The following is a 19,572-nucleotide window of genomic DNA, read 5'->3' on the forward strand; positions in this document are numbered from 1 at the left end:
ATCACAGCCCGCTACGAAAGAGGGCGGGGGCAACAACTCTCCGTATTCGGCCCCCTGTTGGCAATGAGGGAGACCCCTAGAGTCCGTGCCCCAAGGGGCGTCCGGCCGCGAGCGCGATCCACGGCACCACGCCGCGGGCTGATCCACGAAGATCGACAGGACGGGGCCTAGCGGCTCCGGGTGTGGCCCGAGTAGGTTCTCGGCGACCTATGCGTATTCATGTGAAACCAGGGGAAGAAGAGGAGGCCGCATGGGCAAGGCGCTCAGATGGCTGGTGTCGCTGGTGATACTCGTGGGGGCGGCCGGATGGGGTGCGGGGAACGCCTCCGCGCACTCGGCCGCCCCCAAGGAGCCGGACATCAAGGAGCGTGTCCTCGGCATTCCGGGGATGAGCTTCGTCGAGGAGAAGCCCTACGAGGGCTACCGCTTCCTCGTCTTCAACTACACCCAGCCGGTGGACCACCGGCATCCGTCGAAGGGGACCTTCCAGCAGCGGTTCACCCTGCTGCACAAGGCCACGGACCGGCCGACGGTCTTCTTCACCTCGGGCTACAACGTCAACACCACTCCGCGCCGCAGCGAGCCCACACAGCTCGTCGACGGCAACCAGGTGTCGATGGAGTATCGATTCTTCACTCCCTCCCGGCCGCAGCCCGCGGACTGGTCGAAGCTGGACATCTGGCAGGCCGCCAGCGATCAGCACCGCCTCTACCAGGCGCTGAAGCCCGTCTACGGCAAGAAGTGGCTGGCCACCGGCGGCAGCAAGGGCGGTATGACGGCGACCTACTACCGCCGCTTCTTCCCCCGCGACATGGCCGGAACGATCGCCTATGTCGCCCCCAACGACGTGGTGAACAAGGAGGATTCGGCCTACGACCGCTTCTTCCGCACCGTCGGCACGGCCGAGTGCCGCACCAAGCTCAACGCGGTGCAGCGGGAGGCGCTGGTGCGCCGTGACGAGATCGTGGCGCGTTACCAGAAGTGGGCCGACGAGGAGAAGCAGACCTTCACCGTCGTCGGCAGCGCGGACAAGGCGTACGAGAACGTGGTGCTGGACCTGGTGTGGGCCTTCTGGCAGTACCACCTGGAGAAGGACTGCGCGGACGTTCCCGCGGCCACCGCCTCGACCGATGAGCTCTACAGCTTCATCGACGAGATCTCCGGCTTCTCCGCCTACACCGACCAGGGTCTTGAGACCTACACGCCGTACTACTACCAGGCGGGCACCGAGCTGGGCTCGCCCTCCTTCCGCACCCCGCACCTGGACGGGCTGCTGCGCTACCCGGGCATCTACGCCCCGCGCAACTACGTCCCCCGGGACATCCCCATGCACTTCAAGAGCCGCTCGATGCGTGATGTGGACAGCTGGGTGCGCCATGACTCGCAGAGGATGATGTTCGTGTACGGGCAGAACGACCCGTGGGGCGCGGAGCCGTTCCGGCTCGGCAAGGGCGTGAAGGACTCGTACATCTACACCGTCGCGGGCGGCAACCACGGCTCGAACATCGCCGGGCTGACGGCCGATGAGAAGACCAAGGCCACCGAGGCGGTCCAGCGGTGGGCGGGGGTCTCCCCGGCCGGCAAGCCGCTGGCGCACGCCGACAAGCGGCTGGACAAGCGCGAGATCGAGCGCCGGCCGGCCCTGCGGCCGTAAAGCGGGGCGGAGCCCTCGTCCCCGTTCCGGCGGGACGGAGGTGTACGGGGCCGGGGGCGACAGCCCCCGGTCCCTTCCGCTTTCTTCGGCTTCCCTCGGCTTCCCTCGGCTTCCTTCTGTTTCCTTCCGCTTTCGCGTCAGTCGTAGGACAGACCGTGCCCGATCGGGTACAGCACCCGGGACGGCTCGTCCGCGTCCCGCACCGCCACCGGCAGCCGTCCGCGCGGATCCGCCTTGCCCGCGATCACCCGGGCCGCCGCGCGCAGTTCCACATCCGTCCATGAGTAGGCGGCCAGCGACGCCCCGGGCTCGGTGTCCGCACCGCGCAGCCGCGCGATGTCGTACGGATTGCGGATGGCCAGGTGCACCACCGGTTTCCCGGTGGCCACCAACGCCGAGACCAGGGTCCGCTGCGCCGATCCGGCGCCCACGTTGTACGTCGCCACGACCACCGCGTCCCGGCCCCGGGCCGCCGCGACCGCCTCGTCGATCCGGCCCGGCGACGGATCGGGCGCGGTGCCCGTACCGGTGGACAGCGCCTCCGCCGAGAACCCGAGACCGTTCAGGGCGCGAGCGAGCACGGCCGTCGGTGGCCCGCCGGTCCCGGACGGAGAGGCAGGGTCCACTCCCACCACCAGCAGCCGGTGGTGGCGCTTGCGGGACAGCGGCAGCAGCCGCTCGCGGTTGGTGAGCAGGGTGGTGGTGCGCTCGGCGATCCGGTCGGCGGCGGCGCGGTGCTTGCGGATGCCGACCGTGCGGTCCACCTCCCGCGCGCTGGTGTACGGATCGTCGAACAGGCCGCGGCGTGCCTTGAGTTCCAGGATGCGCCGCAGGGACGCGTCGATCCGCTGCTCGGTGATCTCGCCGTCCCGTACGGCCTTGTGGACCCCGCGCCAGGCGGCGGACAGATCCGGCGGGTTGAGCAACTGGTCCACGCCCGCCTTCAGGGCGAGCACCGGCACCCGGTCGTCGCCGTACTTCTTGCGCACGCCCTCCATGCCGAGCGAGTCGGTGACCACCACCCCGTCGTAGCCGAGTTCCTCGCGCAGCACACCGGTGAGGATGGGCCGGGAGAGGGTGGCGGGGTCGTCGGCCGGGTCCAGGGCCGGGAACAGCAGATGCGCGGTCATGATCGAGTCGATGCCCGCCTCGATGGCGGCCCGGAACGGCGGGGCGTCCAGCCGCTCCCACTCCTTGCGGGAGTGGGTGATCACCGGCAGCCCCACATGGCTGTCCACGGTGGTGTCGCCGTGCCCGGGGAAGTGCTTGGCCGTGGCCGCCACCCCCGCGCTCTGGTACCCCGCGACCTGGGCCGCGACCAGGCGGGCGACGGCCCGCGGGTCGGCCCCGAAGGACCGTACGCCGATCACCGGGTTGGCAGGGTTGACGTTGACGTCGGCGACCGGGGCGTAGTCCTGGCGGATGCCGAGCGCGGCCAGTTCGGCCCCGGCGATCCGGCCCGCGGTGCGCGCGTCCTTCGTGCTGCCGCCCGCGCCGAGCGCCATCGCGCCGGGCAGGAGGGTGGCGGGGGCGCCGACGCGGGCCACGATGCCGTGCTCCTGGTCCGTGGAGAGCAGCAGCGGCACGGCGGGGGCCCGGCGGTCCTCCAGCGCGGCCTTCTGGATGCCGTTGGAGAGCGCGGCGACCTGGTGGGGGTCGCGGATGTTGTGCGTCCAGCCGAAGTAGATGATCCCGCCGACGTGGTACTTCGCGATCAGCTCGGCGGCGTTGGCGACACCCAGCTCCTTCTGGTTCGACGCGACATCGGCGGGGTCGGGCGCGGTGGCCGAATGCCCGTACACCCGCATCACGAAGAGCTGGCCGATCTTCTGGTCCAGCGTCATCCGCCCGATGAGCACGTCGACGCGGTCGCGGTGGTGGTCGCGGGTGGTGCCCCCGTCGCGGGTCGCGGCCCGGTCCCCGGCCGTACCGGGCCCGGCACCGGGACGGGTGGCCGGAGGGGTGGTGGAGCGGGACGGGTGGCGCGCCGGGGTGCCGCCGAGCGCCCCCGGGGCGCAGGCGGTCGCGGCGGCGGCCACGGTGGCGGCGAGCAGGGCGCGGCGTGACGTGGGCTCGGGCACCCGCACTCCTTCCGTCGGGGTCTGGAGGGGGTGGCTGGCGTGTGCTCTGACACCGTTCAGTGGAAAGCAGATCCGGGTCAATGGGAATGGCCTTTTCGGTGCGACTTCGGTCAGGAGAAGACCGGTTCCGATGGGAGTCGCTCGTTCGGCACCACGAAGATGGCGATGATATGGAACGGCGCGAAGCATTCCGGCGGTGGCGCGGGATGCCGCCCCGCGATGAGCGTCAGCCGCTCCCCGGACCGCCGCAGCGTGGCCGACGGCCACTGCGCACAGCCCGTGGTGGTGGACCAGCCGACCAGCGCGGTCCGCGAGAAGTCGGTGTCCCGGGCCTTGGCCGTGATGGCGTCGGCCCGCTTGCCGAAGTGCTGGGCGAAGGCGTCGAGTTCGGCCGTGTTGCGCAGTACCGTGTGGATCTCCGGGACACCGCCGGAGGCGCTGGTGAAGTAGGCCGCCCCGGTGTCGATCCGCCCGGCGCCGCGGGAGGGGGAGACGCCGCCGGCGCTCAGGGAGGGGTGCGCGCCGGCGGCGGGATGCTGCTGGCCGCAGGCGGCGGAGAGGGTGATCAGCGACGCAGCCAGCAGCGAGGCCGATACCGCTCTGCGGAGACTCCCCATCAGCATGCCGCTTGGACGCCCGGCCCGCCGGGGCGGTTCCGGGTGCGGTGCGGACTTGTTGCCGTGCTGAGGGCCGTGGCGAGAGCCGCGGTGAGGGTCGTGGTGAGGAACGGGACACACCCGCCCATAGTGGCAGCGCCCCCGGGCCCCGCCCGTCACCGAAGCCCCCGACGCGTCGGGTCAGGTGGTCCGCTGGGGCCAGAGTTCGCGCAGCAGGCGGACGGTCTCGGTAATGGCCGGGCGGCGGGCGGCGCCGGTGCGCCACAGGGCGTACAGCCGTCGTACCGGGACCGGTTCGAGCGGGACCGCCCGCACCCCCTCCGGCAGCGGGCCGCGCCCCAGGCGCGGCATCAGGGCGATCCCGAGACCGGCCGCGACCAGCGCGATCTGGGTGTGGTTCTCCGCTGCCTGATAGGCGAGGTCCGGTTCATGGCCCGACGCCCGCAGCGTACGGACCAGCCAGTCGTGGCACACCGACCCCGGCGGCTGGCAGATCCAGCGCTGGCCCGGCAGATCGTCGCGGCTCAGCGGCCGCTCCCGGCCGCGTTCGGCCAGCGGATGTCCGGCCGGGGTCAGGATGTCGCAGGAGTCGTCCCCGATGACCGCCCGCTCCAGACCCTCCGGGGCGGGCAGTGGTGCGATGTCCCAGTCGTGGGCGACGGCCATGTCGATCACGCCCTGCGCCACCAGGTCCACCGACAGATGCGGATCCACCTCCAGCAGCCGGGCGTCCAGCGAGGGGTGCTCCTCGTGCACCCGCGCCAGCACCGGGGGCATCAGCCCGCGGGCCGCCGTGGCGAACGCGCCGATCACCAGCCGCCCGGTGGGACGGCCGCGCCGCTCCTCCAGCGTGGTCTCCGCCTGCTCGACGATGGCCAGCAACTGCTGGGCGGTGGCGGCCAGATGCTGGGCCGCGTCGGTCAGCGCGATGCCCCGGCCCTGGCGCTCCAGGAGGGTCGTACGGGTCTCCCGCTCCAACTTGGCAATCTGCTGCGACACCGCGGACGGGGTGTAGCCGAGCGCCGTCGCCGCGGCGCTCACCGACCCGTGCACGGCGACCGCGTGCAAGGCCCGCAGCCGGGCCAGATCCAGCATGGGGCGCCCCTCTCACCTTCGACGTTCGCCGCATCTTTTACGTTCACTGCATCCAACCATGCAGATATCCGCGCTGGTGCTACAAGGTCATCGGACGTGATCCTCGACCCATGCGACCTGCACACATCGCCCTCGCCGTACTCGTCGCCGCCGTATGGGGCGTCAACTTCACGGTCATCGAGGTGGGGCTCGACCACTTCCCGCCGCTGCTCTTCTGCTCCCTGCGGTTCCTCGCGGCGGCCCTGCCCGCGGTGTTCCTGGTCGGACCGCCACGGGTCGCCTGGCGCTGGATCCTCGGGGTCGGACTGGCGCTGGGAGTAGCCAAGTTCGGGATGCTGTTCATCGGGATGCACGAGGGCATGCCCGCCGGGCTGTCTTCGCTGGTGCTCCAGATCCAGGCCGTCTTCACCGCGCTGTTCGCCTCCGTCGTCCTGGCCGAACGCCCCACCCGGATCCGGCTGCTGGGCATGGGCGTCGCCCTCACCGGGATCGCGGTGGCCGCCGCCGACGAGGGCACCTCCGGTCCGCTCCTCGGCTTTGTGCTGGTGATCGCGGCGGCGGCGTTCTGGGGCGTCTCCAACGTCCTCACCCGCAAGGCCGCGCCGCCCGACGCGCTGAGCTTCATGGTGTGGGTGAGTTTGGTGCCGGTGCTGCCGCTGCTCGGGCTCTCGCTGCTGTTCGAGGGCGCCGAGCCCGACCTCCGGGCGCTGGCCCGGATCGACTGGGCCGGGGCGGGCACGATCGTCTACGTCGCCTGGATCACCACGGTGTTCGGCTTCGGTGTGTGGGGCTTCCTGCTGCGCACCTACGACGCCTCGGCGGTCGCGCCCTTCTCGCTGCTGGTGCCGGTGTTCGGGATGTCCTCGGCGGCGCTGGTGCTGGGGGAGGGGATCAGCCCGCTGCGCTGGCTGGCGGCCGCGCTGCTGGTCGGCGGCGTGGCGCTGACCTCGTTCCCGGCCGCCCGGCTGCGCGGTCTGCTCAGGCGGCGTCGGCCAGCAGCCGCAGCAGATGCTCCCGGCCCGGAGCGAGCAGCCCCGGCAGCTCCGGAGCCTGCGGGTACCAGCGCTTCTCGTACTCCCAGCACAGCCAGCCGTCCCAGCCTTCACGGCTGAGCAACTCCACACACTCGGTCAGCGGCAGCACCCCGGCGCCCAGCGGCAGTGGGGTGGTGTCGTCGGCCGAGGCGATGTCCTTGACCTGCACATAGCCCAACTGCGGGGCGAGCGCCGCATAGCTGGCCGCCGGGTCCTCCCCGGCCAGCCAGGTGTGCATCACATCCCACAGCGCCCCGACGCTTCCGTGGCCGACCGGCCCGAGGACCCGTGCCGCGTCGGCCCCGGCCGGATGTGAGTCATGGGTCTCGAGCAGCAGCCGTACGCCCAGCTCGGCGGCCTGGGGCGCGGCGGCGGCGAGCCGCCGGGCGGCCGTGGCGTCGGCCTCGGCGGTGTCCTGGTCACCGCCGCCGGGGAACACCCGGACGTTCGGCGCGCCCAGATCGTGCGCGAGCCGCACCAGCTCACCCAGCTCGGCCAGCACCGGCCCGTCCGGCCCGGCCGCGGCGACCCCGGCATACCCGGCGACCGTCAGAACCTCCACCCCAGCCCCCGCGAACTCCCTCACCACCTGCGCCCGCTCCCCGCCCCCGATCCCGGGATGCACCGGCTCCTCGGGGTGGGCACGCAGTTCAACCCCGTGATACCCGCTGTCGGCGGCGAGCCGGACCACATCGCGCATGGCCATACCGGGGACGCCGAGGGTGGAGAAGGCGAGCTTCATAGGGGCTCCGTTGCTCGTGTGTGGGGGCGGTACGAGTCGGGGATCTTCAACGGGACGCTAAGCAGGGGCGGGGGCGTGGTCAATCCCGCCACGCCCCGGGGCCGCCGCGTCGTGGTGCGTGGGGGCCCCGGGCCCATGCCCCATCCGGGCGTGAGGGGGCGGGCAGGGCGGCACGGGTGTGCCAGGGGTGGTGGGCCCGGTCCACGGAACCTCGGAGTCTCAGGGGCTCAGGCCGTGGTCAGGCGCCACAGGGATGTCACCTCCGCGGCGCGGGCCGTGTGGAGGGGGTCGTCCGGGGTCGTTGCGCGGGGGTGGGTGGGGCGGGTGTCGTGGCGGGCCACGACCTTCAGGCCCGCCGACCCGACCGCGGCCAACAGCTCCGCGCGCGACCGCAGCCCGAGGTGTTCGGCCAGGTCGGAGAGGATCAGCCAGCCCTCGCCGCCCGGGGCGAGGTGGGCGGCGAGGCCCCCCAGGAAACCGTGGAGCATCCGGCTCCCGGGGTCGTACACCGCGTACTCCACCGGGGAGGAGGGGCGCGCCGGTACCCAGGGCGGGTTGCAGACGACCAGGGGGGCGCGGCCCGGTGGGAAGAGGTCGGCCCGGACCACCTCCACCCGGTCGGACAGGCCCAGCCGGGCGACGTTCTCCCGGGCGCACACCAGCGCCCGCGGGTCCTGGTCCGTGGCCACCACCCGGGCGATCCCCCGCCGCGCCAGCACGGCCGCCAGCACACCCGTGCCGGTGCCGATGTCGAACGCGGTCCCGCCCGGGGGCAGCGGCGCCTCGGCCACCAGGTCGACGTACTCGCCGCGCACCGGGGAGAAGACCCCGTAGTGCGGATGGATGCGGTCGCCGCCCAGCGCCGGTACCTCGACGCCCTTGCGGCGCCACTCGTACGCGCCGATCAGGCCCAGCAACTCGCGCAGCGAGGTGACCGAGGGCGCGTCGGCCGGGCCGTACGCCTCCGCGCACGCCTCCCGTACATCCGGCGCACGGCGCAGCGGAACGCGGAAGTCGGCGTCCAGCGGCACCAGCAGCATGCCCAGCAGCCGGGCCCGCCGGGACTGCGCCTGGCGGTGCCGGTGGAACGTCTCGGCGGGGGTGTCCGCGGGCGCCCGCCGGTCGCGGGCCCGGCGCGGGCCGCGGTCGACCCGGCGCGCCACCGCCGTCAACAGCTGACGCGCGCCCTGGTAGTCGCCGCGCCACAGCAGCGCGGTGCCCTCGCAGACCAGCCGGTAGGCGGTGTCGGCCGCCGTCCGGTCGTCCGCGAGTGCGACCCGCCGCGGTGGCGGGGCGCCGCTCTCGGAGCGCCAGTGGGCGGAGTGGGACCGGCCGTCCTCGGTCCAGTGGATGAAGTGCTGCGTAGTCAGGGGAAAGCCCTTTGCTCATGCGCGTGCTTGTGCGCCGTTCGTCCGGTCCGATCCTCGCCGCACCGGCCCCGCCGCGCGAGCGGTTTTCCGGACGGGCGCCCCGGGGCAACCCAGCGCGTCAACCAGCCACGTCAATGCTGACAGGTGACGTCACGTCAACCGCGCGGCGGCGGCGTTGTCGAGGACCGCGCCATCAGCTCGCCGCGCACCATCGCCACCCCGCCCGGCGGCTGCGGCTCGCGGCCCAGCGCCAGCCGTCCCGCCCGTATCCCCGCCTCGTGCAGCGGGAGCCGGACCGTGGTGAGCGAGGGCACCGCGTCCGCGCTGAACGGCAGATCGTCGAAGCCCGCGACCGACACGTCCTCGGGGATCCGCCGCCCCCGGTCGCGCAGCGCCGCGCAGACACCGAGCGCGATCGTGTCGTTGGCCGCCACGATCGCGGTCAAGCCGCTGTCCCGGCGCAGCAGTTCGAGGGTGGCGTCGTAACCGGAGGGGCGGTCGTACAGGCCGTGCACGGTCAGCCGCTCGGCGTCCCCCTCCAGCCCGACCCCGGCCAGCGCGGCGCGGTGGCCCTCCAGCCGGTGACGGGTGGTGGTGCGCTCGGCGGGGCCCGCCACATAGCCGATCCGGCGGTGGCCGAGGGTCACCAGATGCTCGGTCAGCCGACGTGCCCCACCGCGGTTGTCGAACGCGAGGGTCACCGCGTCCTCCAGCGGCGGGCGCCCGCACAGCACCACCCGGGTGCCGGACGCGGCGAGCCGGGAGACCTTGGTGGCCACCGCCGCCGCGTGGTCGGGCTGTTCGGCCGCGCTGCCGGTCAGTACGACCGCGGCCGCGCGCTGCCGCTGGAGCAGGGTGAGGTACCTCAGCTCGCGCTCGGGCGAACCGCCCGTACTGCATATGACGGCCAGCTTCTCGCCCCCGCGCCCCGGCCCGCCGCCGGGCGCGCCCATCTCGGACTGCACCGCGCCCGCGATGATGCCGAAGAAAGGGTCGGCGATGTCGTTGACCAGGACCCCGACCAGATCGGAGCTGGCGGCGGCGAGAGCGCTTGCCGGACCGTTGACCACGTACTCCAACTCGTCGACGGCGCGCAGCACCCGGGCCCTGGTCGACTCGGCAACCGGGTAGTTGCCGCTCAGGACGCGCGACACGGTGGCCGCCGAGACCCGAGCCCGTGCCGCCACATCGGCCAGGGTCACTGCCATGTTTCCTCCGTCGGTTGGTCACCTGGTGGTCTGCCGAGCGCGCCGGTTGGACGGCGTCCATGGTCTCACCGACCACCCTCACCGTGGCCTGGGATGCCGGGCGTTGGCCCATCCGTTGCGGTCCGGCGTGGTCCGCTCCTCGTCCCGGCGCGCCGACCCTCGCCGCATGGCCTGAACTGCCCCATGAGGGTCGGGGCGTCCCATGACGCCCGGGGTGTCCCATCTGTACAGGCTGGTGCGGGACGGCTAGCGTTGAAAGATCCAGAAAGCGCTTACCGTGCCGTCCCGTGAGGAGAAGAAACCACTTGACTCCTCCCCCTCGTGAAGGAGGGGGATTCCTAGCTCACGTCGCCTGCGGCCCGGCGGACCAGCAGGTCTTACACGATCTGCACTAGCCGGGTACGAGACCAGCCCGGACCAGCATCACGCGGGCGGAGTTCTTGTCTCTGGGCGAGACGGCTCCGCACGCGGTGCAGGCATACGTTCTCTCGGAAAGAGGTAGTGCGTGCTTGGTTCTCGCTCCGCACTGCGCACAGTCCATGGTGGTGTGCGCGGGGTGTACCAGGTGCACGGCACGGCCGTGCTTGCGGCCCATCTCGATCAGGGCCCTCTTCGTGGCGCTGATCGCCGCGTCAGCGGCCTTGCGGGCCATGGTGGTACGGCTGAGGAACTTCGGGCGGAAGTCCTCCACGGCGATGGCTTCGTGGCCGGTCGCGACCTTCTTCGCCCACTTACGGCCGGTGTCCTCGCGCTGGCGGGCGATCTTTTTGTGCAGCTTCGCCCGCAGCTTCTTCGCCTCGCGGTAGCCCTTCGAGGCGGCGTGGCCTTTCTTCGGCTTGCGCCGGGCCATCATGCGGTCGTACCGCGTCAGCTTCGCCGCAGCCTTCGTCCCGTGCTGCGCGTGGGGAAGGTCGTACTCGTCGGATGTGGTGGTCGCGGTCTCCCTGACGCCCCAGTCGATGCCGATCACACGGCCGGTGGCAGGCAGGTTCTCGGTCTGCGCGGGGACAACAAAGCTCGCCCACCAATGCCCCACACTGTCGCGGTACACGCGCACGCTGGACGGCGGCTCGGGCAGCTCACGCGACCACACCGGGCGTACGACGATCCCGCCCGCGAGGCGCAGGCGCCCGTCTTTCAACCGGAATCCGCGCTGGGTGTAGTTCAGTGTCGGAAGGGCATCGCGCTTCTTCTTGTACTTCGGCATCCCGGCCCGCTGCCGCATCGGCAGCCGGTCTTTGATGTCCTTGAGCGCTTTGGATCGGGACTTGCCGAAGTCGCGTATGAGCTGCTGCTGTGGAACCGAGCTTCCCTCACGCAGCCACGGCGTCATCCTGCGGGCGTCGGTCAGCATCTTGTCGAGCTGAGCCGGTCCGCAGGTCAACTTCTCGCCGGTGGCCTTCGCGACCCGGTGGACCTGCTTGGACTTCGCGACGCACTCATTCCACACCCAGCGGCACCGGTCCCATTCGGCTTCGAGTGCGCGCCGGGCCGTCACCGACAGGCGAACACGGAAGGTGTACCGGGCGTGCCCGGCGTTCTCCGTCGTCGCTTCTGTCGTCATGTACCCGAACCTATCCGGGAGGACTGACAGTTGAGCCCTATTGATCTTTGCCGTGTTCCTCACCAGCGCGGATGGCGGACGCCGAATCGCCCGGCGGCGATTCGGCTTTCCCTGCCCCGCTCCGCGGGAAGCCGGATTCCGCCTCAGGCTGAAGCCTGGGGCATCCTCCGGGAGGTTCGGTGACACGCCAGACCGTGCGGATCGCCATGAACGGTGTGACCGGCCGGATGGGCTACCGCCAGCATCTCGTCCGGTCCCTCCTCGCCCTGCGGGAACAGGGCGGCCTCGACCTCGGGGACGGGCGGGTGCTGTGGCCGCGGCCGCTGCTCGTCGGCCGCCGGGAGTGCGCGCTGAAGGCGATCGCCGAGCGCCATGGGCTGGACCCGGTCGCCGATGTGTCCACCGATGTGGACGCCGTCCTGGCCGACGAGAGCGTGGACATCTACTTCGACGCACAGATCACCGCGGCCCGCGAGGAAGCCCTCAAGAAAGCCATCGCGGCGGGCAAGCACATCTACACCGAGAAGCCGACGGCCACCGGCCTGGACGCGGCCCTGGAACTGGCCCGGCTGGCCCGCGCGGCGGGCGTCAAACACGGGGTCGTCCAGGACAAGATCTTCCTCCCGGGGCTGCTGAAGCTGAAGCGCCTCATCGACGGCGGCTTCTTCGGCAGAATCCTTTCCGTGCGCGGGGAGTTCGGCTACTGGGTCTTCGAGGGCGACTGGCAGGACGCCCAGCGACCGTCCTGGAACTACCGCGCGGAGGACGGCGGCGGCATCGTCGTCGACATGTTCCCGCACTGGGAGTACGTACTGCACGAGCTGTTCGGCGCCGTGCGCAGCGTTCAGGCGCAGGCCACCACCCACATCCCGACCCGCTGGGACGAGCGGGGCAAACCGTACGACGCCACCGCCGAGGACGCCGCGTACGGCGTCTTCCAGCTCGAGGGCGGCGCCATCGCACAGATCAACTCCTCCTGGGCGGTGCGGGTGAACCGCGACGAGCTGGTCGAGTTCCAGGTCGACGGCACCGAGGGCTCCGCCGTCGCGGGCCTGCGCAACTGCCGCGCCCAGCACCGCTCGGCCACCCCCAAGCCGGTGTGGAACCCCGACCTCCCGGCCACCGAGGCGTTCCGCGAGCAGTGGCAGCAGGTCCCGGACAACGAGAAGTTCGACAACGGCTTCAAGACACAGTGGGAGCTCTTCCTGCGCCATGTCGCACTCGACGAGCCCTGGCGCTGGGACCTGCTGGCGGGGGCCCGCGGGGTCCAACTCGCCGAGCTGGGGCTGAGGTCGTCGGCCGAGGGCCGCCGGCTGGACGTACCGGAGCTGAGCCTGTGATCCTCCGCCTCCCCGCGCCGGGCCGCGCGACCCGCCCCTATCGGCCGCGCACCGAACCCGCCCGCTTCACCCCCGACGGCGCCCCGCTCACCTCCCGCGTGGTGTTCGCGGCCGCCCATGTGGTGGCCGATCCGTACGCCGACACCGGCGCCGGCGGTCCGGCCGCCGTGGACTGGGACGCGACCCTCGCCTTCCGCCGCCATCTGTGGTCCCACGGCCTCGGCGTGGCCGAGGCGATGGACACCGCGCAGCGCGGGATGGGCCTGGACTGGTCCGGCGCGGCCGAGCTGATCCGCCGCTCGGCCGCCGAGGCCAGGGCGGTGGGCGGGCGGATCGTCTGCGGTGCGGGCACCGATCAGCTCGCCGTCACCGGGATCGGATGGCCGTACGGTCTGGACGAGGTGCGCGCCGCCTACGAGGAACAGCTCACCGTCTGCGAGGAGTCCGGCGCCCGCGCGGTGCTGATGGCCTCGCGGGCGCTGGCCGCCGTGGCCAAGGGACCCGAGGACTACCTGGAGGTCTACGGCCGGCTGCTGGACCAGGTGTCCGCTCCGGTCGTCCTGCACTGGCTTGGGCCGATGTTCGACCGGGCGCTGGAGGGCTACTGGGGCAGCGCCGACCTGGACGCCGCCACCCGCACCGTGCTGGAGCTGATCGCCGCCCACCCGGCCAAGGTCGACGGCATCAAGGTCTCCCTGCTCGACGCCCGCCGCGAGATCGAACTGCGCCGACTGCTCCCGGACGAGGTGCGCTGCTACACGGGCGACGACTTCCACTACCCCGAGCTGATCGAGGGCGATGACCACAGCGCCAGCCACGCCCTGCTCGGCGTCTTCGACCCACTGGGGCCACTGGCCGCGGAGGCCGTCCGCGCGCTGGACGCGGGCGACGTGGCGGGCTTCCGCGCGCTGCTCGACCCGACGGTGGAGCTGGCCCGCCATCTCTTCCAGGAACCGACCCCCTATTACAAGACCGGGGTGGTGCTGCTGGCGTGGCTGGCCGGGCACCAGGCGCACTTCACGATGGTGGGCGGCCTCCAGTCGGCCCGTTCGCTGCCGCATCTGGCGCGCGCGTACGAACTGGGCGACGGGCTCGGGCTGTTCCCGGATCCCGAGCGGGCCGCCGAGCGGATGCGGCATCTGCTGATCGTCCAGGGGGTCGCGCAGTGAGCGGTGGCAACCGGCCGGAGCACCTGAGCCGTCTGAGCCGTCTGAGTCTCAACCAGGAGACCATCCGGCAGTGGTCGCTGCCCGAGCTGGCCGAGGGCTGCGCGGCGGCCGGGGTGCCCGGTGTCGGCCTGTGGCGGGCGCCCGTCCAGGCGTACGGGGTCGAGGCCGCCGCGCGGCTGATGCGCACCGCCGGGCTGGCCGTCACCTCGCTGTGCCGGGGCGGCTTCTTCACCGCCACAGGCCCGGCCGAGCGAGCCGCCGCCCTCGACGACAACCGCGCGGCGATCGACGAGGCCGCCACCCTCGGCACCGGCACCCTCGTCCTGGTCTCCGGTGGCCTTCCGCCCGGCAGCCGCGATCTGCCCGGCGCCCGCGCGCGGATCGCCGACGCGCTGGGGGAGTTGAGCCCGTACGCCGCCGAGCGCGGGGTGCGGCTGGCCATCGAACCGCTGCACCCCATGTACGCCGCCGACCGCTGTGTGGTCTCCACCCTCGCCCAGGCGCTGGACCTGGCCGAGCGCTTCCCGGCCGAGCGGGTGGGCGTGGTCGTGGACACCTACCACCTGTGGTGGGACGACACCGTGGCCGCGCAGATCGCCCGCGCGGGCGCCGGTGGCCGGATCGCCGCCTTCCAGCTCGCGGACTGGATCACCCCGCTCCCGGCGGGTGTGCTGCTGGGCCGAGGTCAGCTCGGGGACGGCTCGATCGATCTGCGCTGGTTCCGCGAGCGGGTCGACGCGGCCGGGTACGACGGGCCGATCGAGGTCGAGATCTTCAACCCGGCACTGTGGGAGCGGGACGGGGCGGAGGTGCTGGCGGAAGTCGCCGACCGCTACGCGTCCTTGGCGCCGGCCGAGCCGTCGCCCTCACCGGTCCCGTCCGGACCACCCGACCCGGCGGGCTGACCGGACGGCGCCTTGGCCGCGATCATCACCTCGGAGACGTACTCCCGCACCCGGAGGGTCGTGGTGCCGCTGGTGTAGAGCCCCATGCCCAGCATGCCGAGCGGGACGGAGGCCGCGAGGATCCCGGTCATGGTCGTCCAGGGACGTTCCTCCTCGCAGTCCTCGTAGACATGATCGCGGAAGGCGGGCGCGTCACAGTGGTTGGAGTACTCCCCGGTCTCGAACGGGGTGAACATCAGCAGGGCCAGCACCGCCCAGCTCAGCCCCGCCAGAAACAGCAGTCCTGCCCCGCAGGCGCGCTTGCGCTGTGCCCGCGTCACCCACACGCTCTCCTCGATCGCCCCGTTCATGTTCATCCCTCCGTCGGAACGCAAAGGACATGAAACTAACAGTTCAGCCAGGGGAGTTCGGCGACGGGCCGGGGGCCGGTGACTCCGCGCTTGGGGTGGCCTACCTCCGGTGCGCGGGCTGGTTCACTGTCCCGGTCGCTTCCCGGTCCCGCTTCCCCTCGTTCGTTCGCGCGTGGATGATCTGTTCAAGCTGGATCATGTACAGCTCGATTTGGCCGGGCTTCATGACGAGGCGGGTGGGTTCGGTCCGGCCGTCACGGTGGTGGACGGTCACGGGCAGGACGGCTTGCTCCGCGTGGTGGTCGTAGCGGGCGTCGCGCCGGTCGATCGTGATGTGCGAGATCACAGGGGTGGTGTTCCGTTCGGTCGTTCGTGGCGGGGGTGTTGGGGGTGGCTCGGTCGTCTGCCACGGGGGAGCACGGCGACCGGGGCCACCTGGGGACCGTCCGTCCTGCGTCAGGGGGGGAGAGGCGCAGGACGGACGGCCGTCTCAGGTCCGCCGGTGGCGGTCCGGCCTGTTGTGGTCGCGGTGGCGGGGACACTGGCACGGCGGCCACGCCTGCCCCAACGCGTAGGGGTCGATGCTGTCCTTGGAGACGAGGACGGCCACCATCGCGCGCTGCGCGGTCACGATGCCGTTGCGCGCCACGGTGTAGACGCGCATCGTCATCCGAGGCCGCTCGTCCCCGTGCGGCCGGTTGTCGCCCATCACCTGCCTCCCTCCCCGACGGGGGCCAGGAGTTGGAGGACCGCGCGCAGGCTGCGTTTCACCGCGCCCAGGTGGTAGGCGAGTTGTTCGGATGTGGCGGTGGCCAGACTCAGGGACTCAGCGGCGGCGAGGCTCTGTCCGGCGACGATGACGACGGCCTGTTCCAGGCCGTCGCGGGTGGGCTTGCCCGCCGCGATACACGCCGGGCACAGACCCGACGGTGGGTCTGCGGGGTCCCGGTGCCCGAAGTCGCCGGGGGTGGCGCACAGAGCGCAGCCAGGGGCGGGCGTGGTTCGGCCGTTGGCGGTCACCGGGTCACCAGCATGCCGTGCGGGGCACACACCGGCTCAACGCGGGGCCCGCTGTTCCGTCGCTGCTCGTGGGCAGCGACGTAGGGCCGCACCATCGCGGGCAGCTCGCCATCCAGTGGCAGGCGCAGTTCGAGAGTTGGGGAGTCGCCATGCAGGCGCACGGGGACCAGTCGGGACCCGGCGGTCGCGGAGTCCGCGGCCCGTGCCACAGGCCGGGAAGGCGCCGGATAGGGCTTGAGGACGACCGGAACGGCCCGGTGACGGCCGGAAGGCCGTAAGTCGCAAACCGCCCTCACCCAAACGAGTACACGGTGAGTAAGGTCATGCATGTCGTCAACCTCCCAGGGTTGATGGCCACGCCCCCGGGCCGTCCAACCACGGTCGCGGGGGTCCATGCGTTACTCCCCCTACACTCCCGCCCCTGGTGGTGCGTTCCTACCTCGTTCGGTGACCGTTAGGCACGGAGCACGTTTACCGTGTGAAGCGTGCCTAACGTCCCAGGGGGTACCCGTGAACGAAGCACTGCGCCGGGCCATGCTTCAAGCCCGAATGACAGACCGGCAGTTGGCAGAGAGCTGCGGTGTCGATATCAAGACCGTCGGACGGTGGATCACCGAGACCGGGCGGGTGCCCCGTGCCCGCCACCGGTGGGCCGTCTGCGAAGCACTCGGAGAGGACGAGGCGGTGTTATGGCCAGCAGCCGCGAAGAAGGCGATCAAGGTTGGTCCGGACCGTGAGGTCGTTTCCGTCTATCCGTATCGGTCCGGTTGCCCGGCCTCGCTGTGGCGGTCTTTGATCACCAAGGCTGAGCGAGAGCTGACCTTCGCGGGCTACACGAACTACTTCCTGTGGCTCGAACAAGCTCGTTTCGGTACCGCGCTGCGACGTAAGGCCGCCCAAGGATGCCGGGTGCGCTTCCTGCTCGGTGACCCTGATGGTGATCTCACGCGGTCGCGCGAACAGGATGAAGGCGTCGCGCTCACGTTGTCCACGCGCATTCGCGTGACGCTCGCCGAACTGGAGAAGATCAGAAGTCAGCCGGGCATCGATGCGAGGTACAGCGACGGGCACGCGTACTTATCCGTGTTCCGCTTCGATGACGACATGATCGTTACGCCTCTGCTGACTCACAGCGTGGGGTACGACGCCCCCACGTTGCATCTGCGCCGTCACCAGGACAACGGCATGTTTGATCGCTTCGCGTCGCATGTCGAGGAACTGTGGAAGCGGGGCGCTCCGGTATGGGAAGGGGAAAAGTGTGGGTAGGCGTGACTACGAGGACGACCCGAATGCCCCGGCCGCGAACAGCTTGGTTCCGGCTGCTTCCGTCGTCGTCCTCGACGGTGCCGGGCGCATCCTGCTACAGCGTCGGCGTGACAACGACATGTGGGCGCTTCCCGGTGGTGCTATGCACATCGGAGAGTCGTTGCCGGAGTGCGCGGTTCGGGAGACACGCGAAGAGACGGGGTTCGACGTCGAGATCATCGGCATTGTCGGCACCTACACCAACCCGCATCACGTCTTTGCCTACGACGATGGTGAGGTACGGCAAGAGTTCTCCATCTGCTTCCTGGCGCGTCCTGTGGCCGGGCAACTGGCGGTGTCCGAGGAGTCCACGGATGTGCGCTGGTTCGAGCCCGGAGAGGTCGACGCGCTCCCGATGGTTCCCAGCATCCGAAAGCGGGTGAATGACTGGCGCGACGGCAATATGCCCGCCGCTCGGTAGTCGGCACGTGCGGACATACGGCCTCGTCGCCCGGCGGGGCCGTCGTCGTGTCGGCATGGCGTTCTATGGCCTCGCCGTCCCTGACAAGGTTTAACCGCGAGACGAGCCGCTGTCTTCCGGACATCCGACGCGGTCCGGAGGCGGTCGGCCGACGGGCTTCAGGTAACGGATCGATAACTCGGGGAAATCGTGCAACCCTTCCGGGCCCCGGCAGGTCGTACGGGGCGTCGGGCTTCCTGGGGAGGGATCCGGGGGGATCGAGGGGAAGCCCTGAGGAGGGGGATACGAGGGGCCCGGTCTGCGGACCGGGCCCCTCGAAGTGTGCTCAGAAGTGTGCGTAAGCGACGGTGCGCCACGGCGTCGCGCGTCAGAACGGCACCCCGCACCGAAGCAGCACATTGGCGTACGGCCGCGCCTCCCCGGTGCGGACCACCAGCCGTGCCCGGCCGGTCAGCGCCTTCAGCTCCTGGTGCGGTACCAGCGTCAGCGCCGGGTCGGGGAAGAGCCCCGTCAGCAGCGCGGTCGCTTCCTTGTTGTGGTCCCGCACCTCATACGCGGCCGTGGCCCCCTCGACCACCAGCTCGTCCAGCAGCCCGGTCAGCACCTGCTCGAAGGACGGCATCCCCAGGACGAAGGCGAGGTCGACGACGACCGGGCCGTCGCGGCCGGAGGGGATCGGCAGACCCGCGTCGCAGACCATCACCGTGTCGGTGTGGCCCAACAGCGCCAGCCCCGCGCTGAGGTGGCGGTTGATGACTCCTGCCCGTTTCACCGCCGCGCCACGTCCTCGGCGGTGGGGAAGGACTGCTGGGCACCGGCCCGGGTCACCGCGGTGGCGCCCACGCGCACCGCGAACCGCACCGCCGTCTCCAGGTCGTCGCCGACGCCCAGACGCCAGGCGAGCGCCCCGGTGAAGGCGTCCCCGGCGCCGGTGGTGTCCACGGCCTCGACCGGGAGGCTGGGCACCCGGACCGTACGACCGCCGTCGGCGACGAGCGCGCCCCGCTCGCCCAGGGTCACCACGACCGAGCGCGGGCCGCGCGTCAGCAGGGCCGCTGCCCACTCCTCGGGCTCCGTGGAGCCGCCCGCCGGATCGTCGCCGAGCAGGAACCGCGCCTCGTGCTCGTTGACCACCAGCGGATCGCAGCAGGCCAGCACCTCACCGGGCAGCGGCGCGGCCGGTGAGGGGTTGAGCACCACCCGCGGCCCCGGCCGCCCGTCCGAGCCCGTGTCCGCCGCGCGGACCACCTCGGCCACGGTCTCCAACGGGATCTCCAGCTGGAGCGAGACCACCCGCGCGGAGGCCAGCAGCGGCGCCGCGGCCCGTACGTCCTCCGGGGCGAGCCGGGCGTTGGCGCCGGGGGAGACCACGATGCTGTTGTCGCCGGACGGATCCACCGTGATCAGCGCGACCCCGGTGGGCGCCCCTCCGGTGAGCACACCGGAGGTGTCCGCCCCGGCCGTCCGCAGTGAGTCCAGCAGCAGACGGCCGTGGTCGTCGTCGCCGACCCGGGCCAGCAGGGCTGTCCGGGCCCCCAGACGGGCGGCGGCGACGGCCTGGTTGGCGCCCTTGCCGCCCGGGTGGACGGCCAGGTCGGAACCGAGGACGGTCTCGCCCGGCCCGGGGCGGCGCTCGACCCCGATCACCAGATCGGCGTTGGCGGATCCCACGACCAACAGGTCGTAGTCGTGCATAG

Annotated in this window: 18 protein-coding genes and 2 pseudogenes; 7 read left to right on the top strand and 13 right to left on the bottom strand. The window is 71.6% G+C overall.

What is annotated here, in order from left to right:
* Positions 1-250 precede the first annotated feature (250 nt).
* Positions 251-1,654, top strand: a complete 1,404-nt coding sequence (locus AC4BEG_RS22340) for a S28 family serine protease (RefSeq protein WP_490701522.1) — start codon at positions 251-253, stop codon at positions 1,652-1,654.
* A gap of 137 nt (positions 1,655-1,791) precedes the next feature.
* Here AC4BEG_RS22340 and AC4BEG_RS22345 read toward each other — a convergent pair whose 3' ends face one another.
* The 3 genes from AC4BEG_RS22345 to AC4BEG_RS22355 all read right to left on the bottom strand — a co-directional run bounded on the left by AC4BEG_RS22345 (position 1,792) and on the right by AC4BEG_RS22355 (position 5,447).
* A complete protein-coding gene (locus AC4BEG_RS22345) occupies positions 1,792-3,735 on the bottom strand; it encodes a glycoside hydrolase family 3 protein (protein ID WP_490701523.1) in 1,944 nt (647 codons plus the stop codon).
* A gap of 110 nt (positions 3,736-3,845) precedes the next feature.
* Positions 3,846-4,352, bottom strand: coding sequence for a hypothetical protein (locus tag AC4BEG_RS22350; protein ID WP_490701524.1), 507 nt, complete (start codon positions 4,350-4,352; stop codon positions 3,846-3,848).
* A gap of 180 nt (positions 4,353-4,532) precedes the next feature.
* Entirely contained in the window at positions 4,533-5,447 is a 915-nt protein-coding gene (locus AC4BEG_RS22355; protein ID WP_490701525.1) for a LysR family transcriptional regulator, read from the bottom strand.
* A gap of 110 nt (positions 5,448-5,557) precedes the next feature.
* Between AC4BEG_RS22355 and AC4BEG_RS22360 the strand changes: the two genes are divergently transcribed.
* Entirely contained in the window at positions 5,558-6,559 is a 1,002-nt protein-coding gene (locus AC4BEG_RS22360) for an EamA family transporter (protein WP_490701526.1), read from the top strand.
* Here AC4BEG_RS22360 and AC4BEG_RS22365 read toward each other — a convergent pair.
* The 4 genes and pseudogenes from AC4BEG_RS22365 to AC4BEG_RS22380 form a co-directional block, all read right to left on the bottom strand.
* Positions 6,549-7,223: pseudogene (locus AC4BEG_RS22365) on the bottom strand (sugar phosphate isomerase/epimerase family protein); the annotation flags it as partial. The gene AC4BEG_RS22360 and the pseudogene AC4BEG_RS22365 sit on opposite strands and share 11 nt — an antisense overlap.
* A gap of 227 nt (positions 7,224-7,450) precedes the next feature.
* Positions 7,451-8,593 (bottom strand): methyltransferase, encoded by a 1,143-nt coding sequence (locus AC4BEG_RS22370; RefSeq protein WP_490707161.1) that lies wholly within the window; start codon positions 8,591-8,593, stop codon positions 7,451-7,453.
* A 155-nt stretch (positions 8,594-8,748) separates the two neighbouring features.
* Positions 8,749-9,801, bottom strand: coding sequence for a LacI family DNA-binding transcriptional regulator (locus tag AC4BEG_RS22375; RefSeq protein WP_490701527.1), 1,053 nt, complete (start codon positions 9,799-9,801; stop codon positions 8,749-8,751).
* A gap of 360 nt (positions 9,802-10,161) precedes the next feature.
* A pseudogene (locus tag AC4BEG_RS22380) lies at positions 10,162-11,365 on the bottom strand (RNA-guided endonuclease InsQ/TnpB family protein); the annotation flags it as partial.
* A 179-nt stretch (positions 11,366-11,544) separates the two neighbouring features.
* On the opposite strand from AC4BEG_RS22380, the gene AC4BEG_RS22385 reads away from it, so the two are divergent.
* The 3 genes from AC4BEG_RS22385 to AC4BEG_RS22395 are packed head-to-tail and all read left to right on the top strand — an operon-like array spanning position 11,545 to position 14,779.
* Positions 11,545-12,705 (top strand): Gfo/Idh/MocA family protein, encoded by a 1,161-nt coding sequence (locus tag AC4BEG_RS22385; RefSeq protein WP_490701528.1) that lies wholly within the window; start codon positions 11,545-11,547, stop codon positions 12,703-12,705.
* Positions 12,702-13,874: a dihydrodipicolinate synthase family protein gene (locus tag AC4BEG_RS22390; RefSeq protein ID WP_490701529.1), complete on the top strand. Its 1,173-nt coding sequence runs from the start codon at positions 12,702-12,704 to the stop codon at positions 13,872-13,874. The genes AC4BEG_RS22385 and AC4BEG_RS22390 overlap by 4 nt, the downstream gene beginning before the upstream one ends.
* Complete coding sequence (locus AC4BEG_RS22395) at positions 13,871-14,779, top strand: sugar phosphate isomerase/epimerase family protein (protein ID WP_490701530.1); 909 nt, start codon at positions 13,871-13,873, stop codon at positions 14,777-14,779. The genes AC4BEG_RS22390 and AC4BEG_RS22395 overlap by 4 nt, the downstream gene beginning before the upstream one ends.
* On the opposite strand, the gene AC4BEG_RS22400 is transcribed toward AC4BEG_RS22395, so the two are convergent.
* The 4 genes from AC4BEG_RS22400 to AC4BEG_RS22415 all read right to left on the bottom strand — a co-directional run bounded on the left by AC4BEG_RS22400 (position 14,707) and on the right by AC4BEG_RS22415 (position 16,149).
* Entirely contained in the window at positions 14,707-15,129 is a 423-nt protein-coding gene (locus tag AC4BEG_RS22400; RefSeq protein WP_490701531.1) for a hypothetical protein, read from the bottom strand. The genes AC4BEG_RS22395 and AC4BEG_RS22400 overlap by 73 nt on opposite strands.
* A gap of 100 nt (positions 15,130-15,229) precedes the next feature.
* The gene (locus AC4BEG_RS22405; protein ID WP_490701532.1) at positions 15,230-15,475 is read right to left on the bottom strand and encodes a hypothetical protein; all 246 of its coding nucleotides are present in this window, start codon (positions 15,473-15,475) and stop codon (positions 15,230-15,232) included.
* 144 nt (positions 15,476-15,619) lie between these two features.
* Complete coding sequence (locus tag AC4BEG_RS22410) at positions 15,620-15,838, bottom strand: hypothetical protein (protein ID WP_490701533.1); 219 nt, start codon at positions 15,836-15,838, stop codon at positions 15,620-15,622.
* The gene (locus AC4BEG_RS22415; protein WP_490701534.1) at positions 15,838-16,149 is read right to left on the bottom strand and encodes a hypothetical protein; all 312 of its coding nucleotides are present in this window, start codon (positions 16,147-16,149) and stop codon (positions 15,838-15,840) included. The genes AC4BEG_RS22410 and AC4BEG_RS22415 overlap by 1 nt, the downstream gene beginning before the upstream one ends.
* Positions 16,150-16,659: 510 nt before the next feature.
* Here AC4BEG_RS22415 and AC4BEG_RS22420 point away from each other — a divergent pair.
* Both AC4BEG_RS22420 and AC4BEG_RS22425 read left to right on the top strand, forming a co-directional pair.
* Entirely contained in the window at positions 16,660-17,415 is a 756-nt protein-coding gene (locus AC4BEG_RS22420) for a DUF5919 domain-containing protein (RefSeq protein WP_490701535.1), read from the top strand.
* Entirely contained in the window at positions 17,408-17,875 is a 468-nt protein-coding gene (locus tag AC4BEG_RS22425; RefSeq protein ID WP_490701536.1) for an NUDIX domain-containing protein, read from the top strand. The genes AC4BEG_RS22420 and AC4BEG_RS22425 overlap by 8 nt, the downstream gene beginning before the upstream one ends.
* 367 nt (positions 17,876-18,242) lie before the next feature.
* Here AC4BEG_RS22425 and rbsD read toward each other — a convergent pair whose 3' ends face one another.
* Positions 18,243-18,647, bottom strand: coding sequence for a D-ribose pyranase (gene rbsD / locus AC4BEG_RS22430; protein WP_490701537.1), 405 nt, complete (start codon positions 18,645-18,647; stop codon positions 18,243-18,245).
* Entirely contained in the window at positions 18,644-19,570 is a 927-nt protein-coding gene (rbsK, locus tag AC4BEG_RS22435; protein WP_490701538.1) for a ribokinase, read from the bottom strand. Before rbsK ends, rbsD begins: the two co-directional genes overlap by 4 nt.
* Positions 19,571-19,572 lie beyond the last annotated feature (2 nt).

The sequence above is a fragment of the Streptomyces sp. JLBJ103 genome (assembly GCF_058215575.1).

What these genes read in the sequence shown, in the direction of transcription:
- AC4BEG_RS22340 (WP_490701522.1), top strand. Translation starts at nt 251, where the DNA reads ATGGGCAAGGCGCTCAGATGGCTGGTGTCGCTGGTGATACTCGTGGGG.
- AC4BEG_RS22350 (WP_490701524.1), bottom strand. Translation starts at nt 4,352, where the DNA reads ATGGGGAGTCTCCGCAGAGCGGTATCGGCCTCGCTGCTGGCTGCGTCG.
- AC4BEG_RS22355 (WP_490701525.1), bottom strand. Translation starts at nt 5,447, where the DNA reads ATGCTGGATCTGGCCCGGCTGCGGGCCTTGCACGCGGTCGCCGTGCAC.
- AC4BEG_RS22360 (WP_490701526.1), top strand. Translation starts at nt 5,558, where the DNA reads ATGCGACCTGCACACATCGCCCTCGCCGTACTCGTCGCCGCCGTATGG.
- AC4BEG_RS22375 (WP_490701527.1), bottom strand. Translation starts at nt 9,801, where the DNA reads ATGGCAGTGACCCTGGCCGATGTGGCGGCACGGGCTCGGGTCTCGGCG.
- AC4BEG_RS22400 (WP_490701531.1), bottom strand. Translation starts at nt 15,129, where the DNA reads ATGAACGGGGCGATCGAGGAGAGCGTGTGGGTGACGCGGGCACAGCGC.
- AC4BEG_RS22410 (WP_490701533.1), bottom strand. Translation starts at nt 15,838, where the DNA reads ATGGGCGACAACCGGCCGCACGGGGACGAGCGGCCTCGGATGACGATG.
- rbsK (WP_490701538.1), bottom strand. Translation starts at nt 19,570, where the DNA reads ATGCACGACTACGACCTGTTGGTCGTGGGATCCGCCAACGCCGATCTG.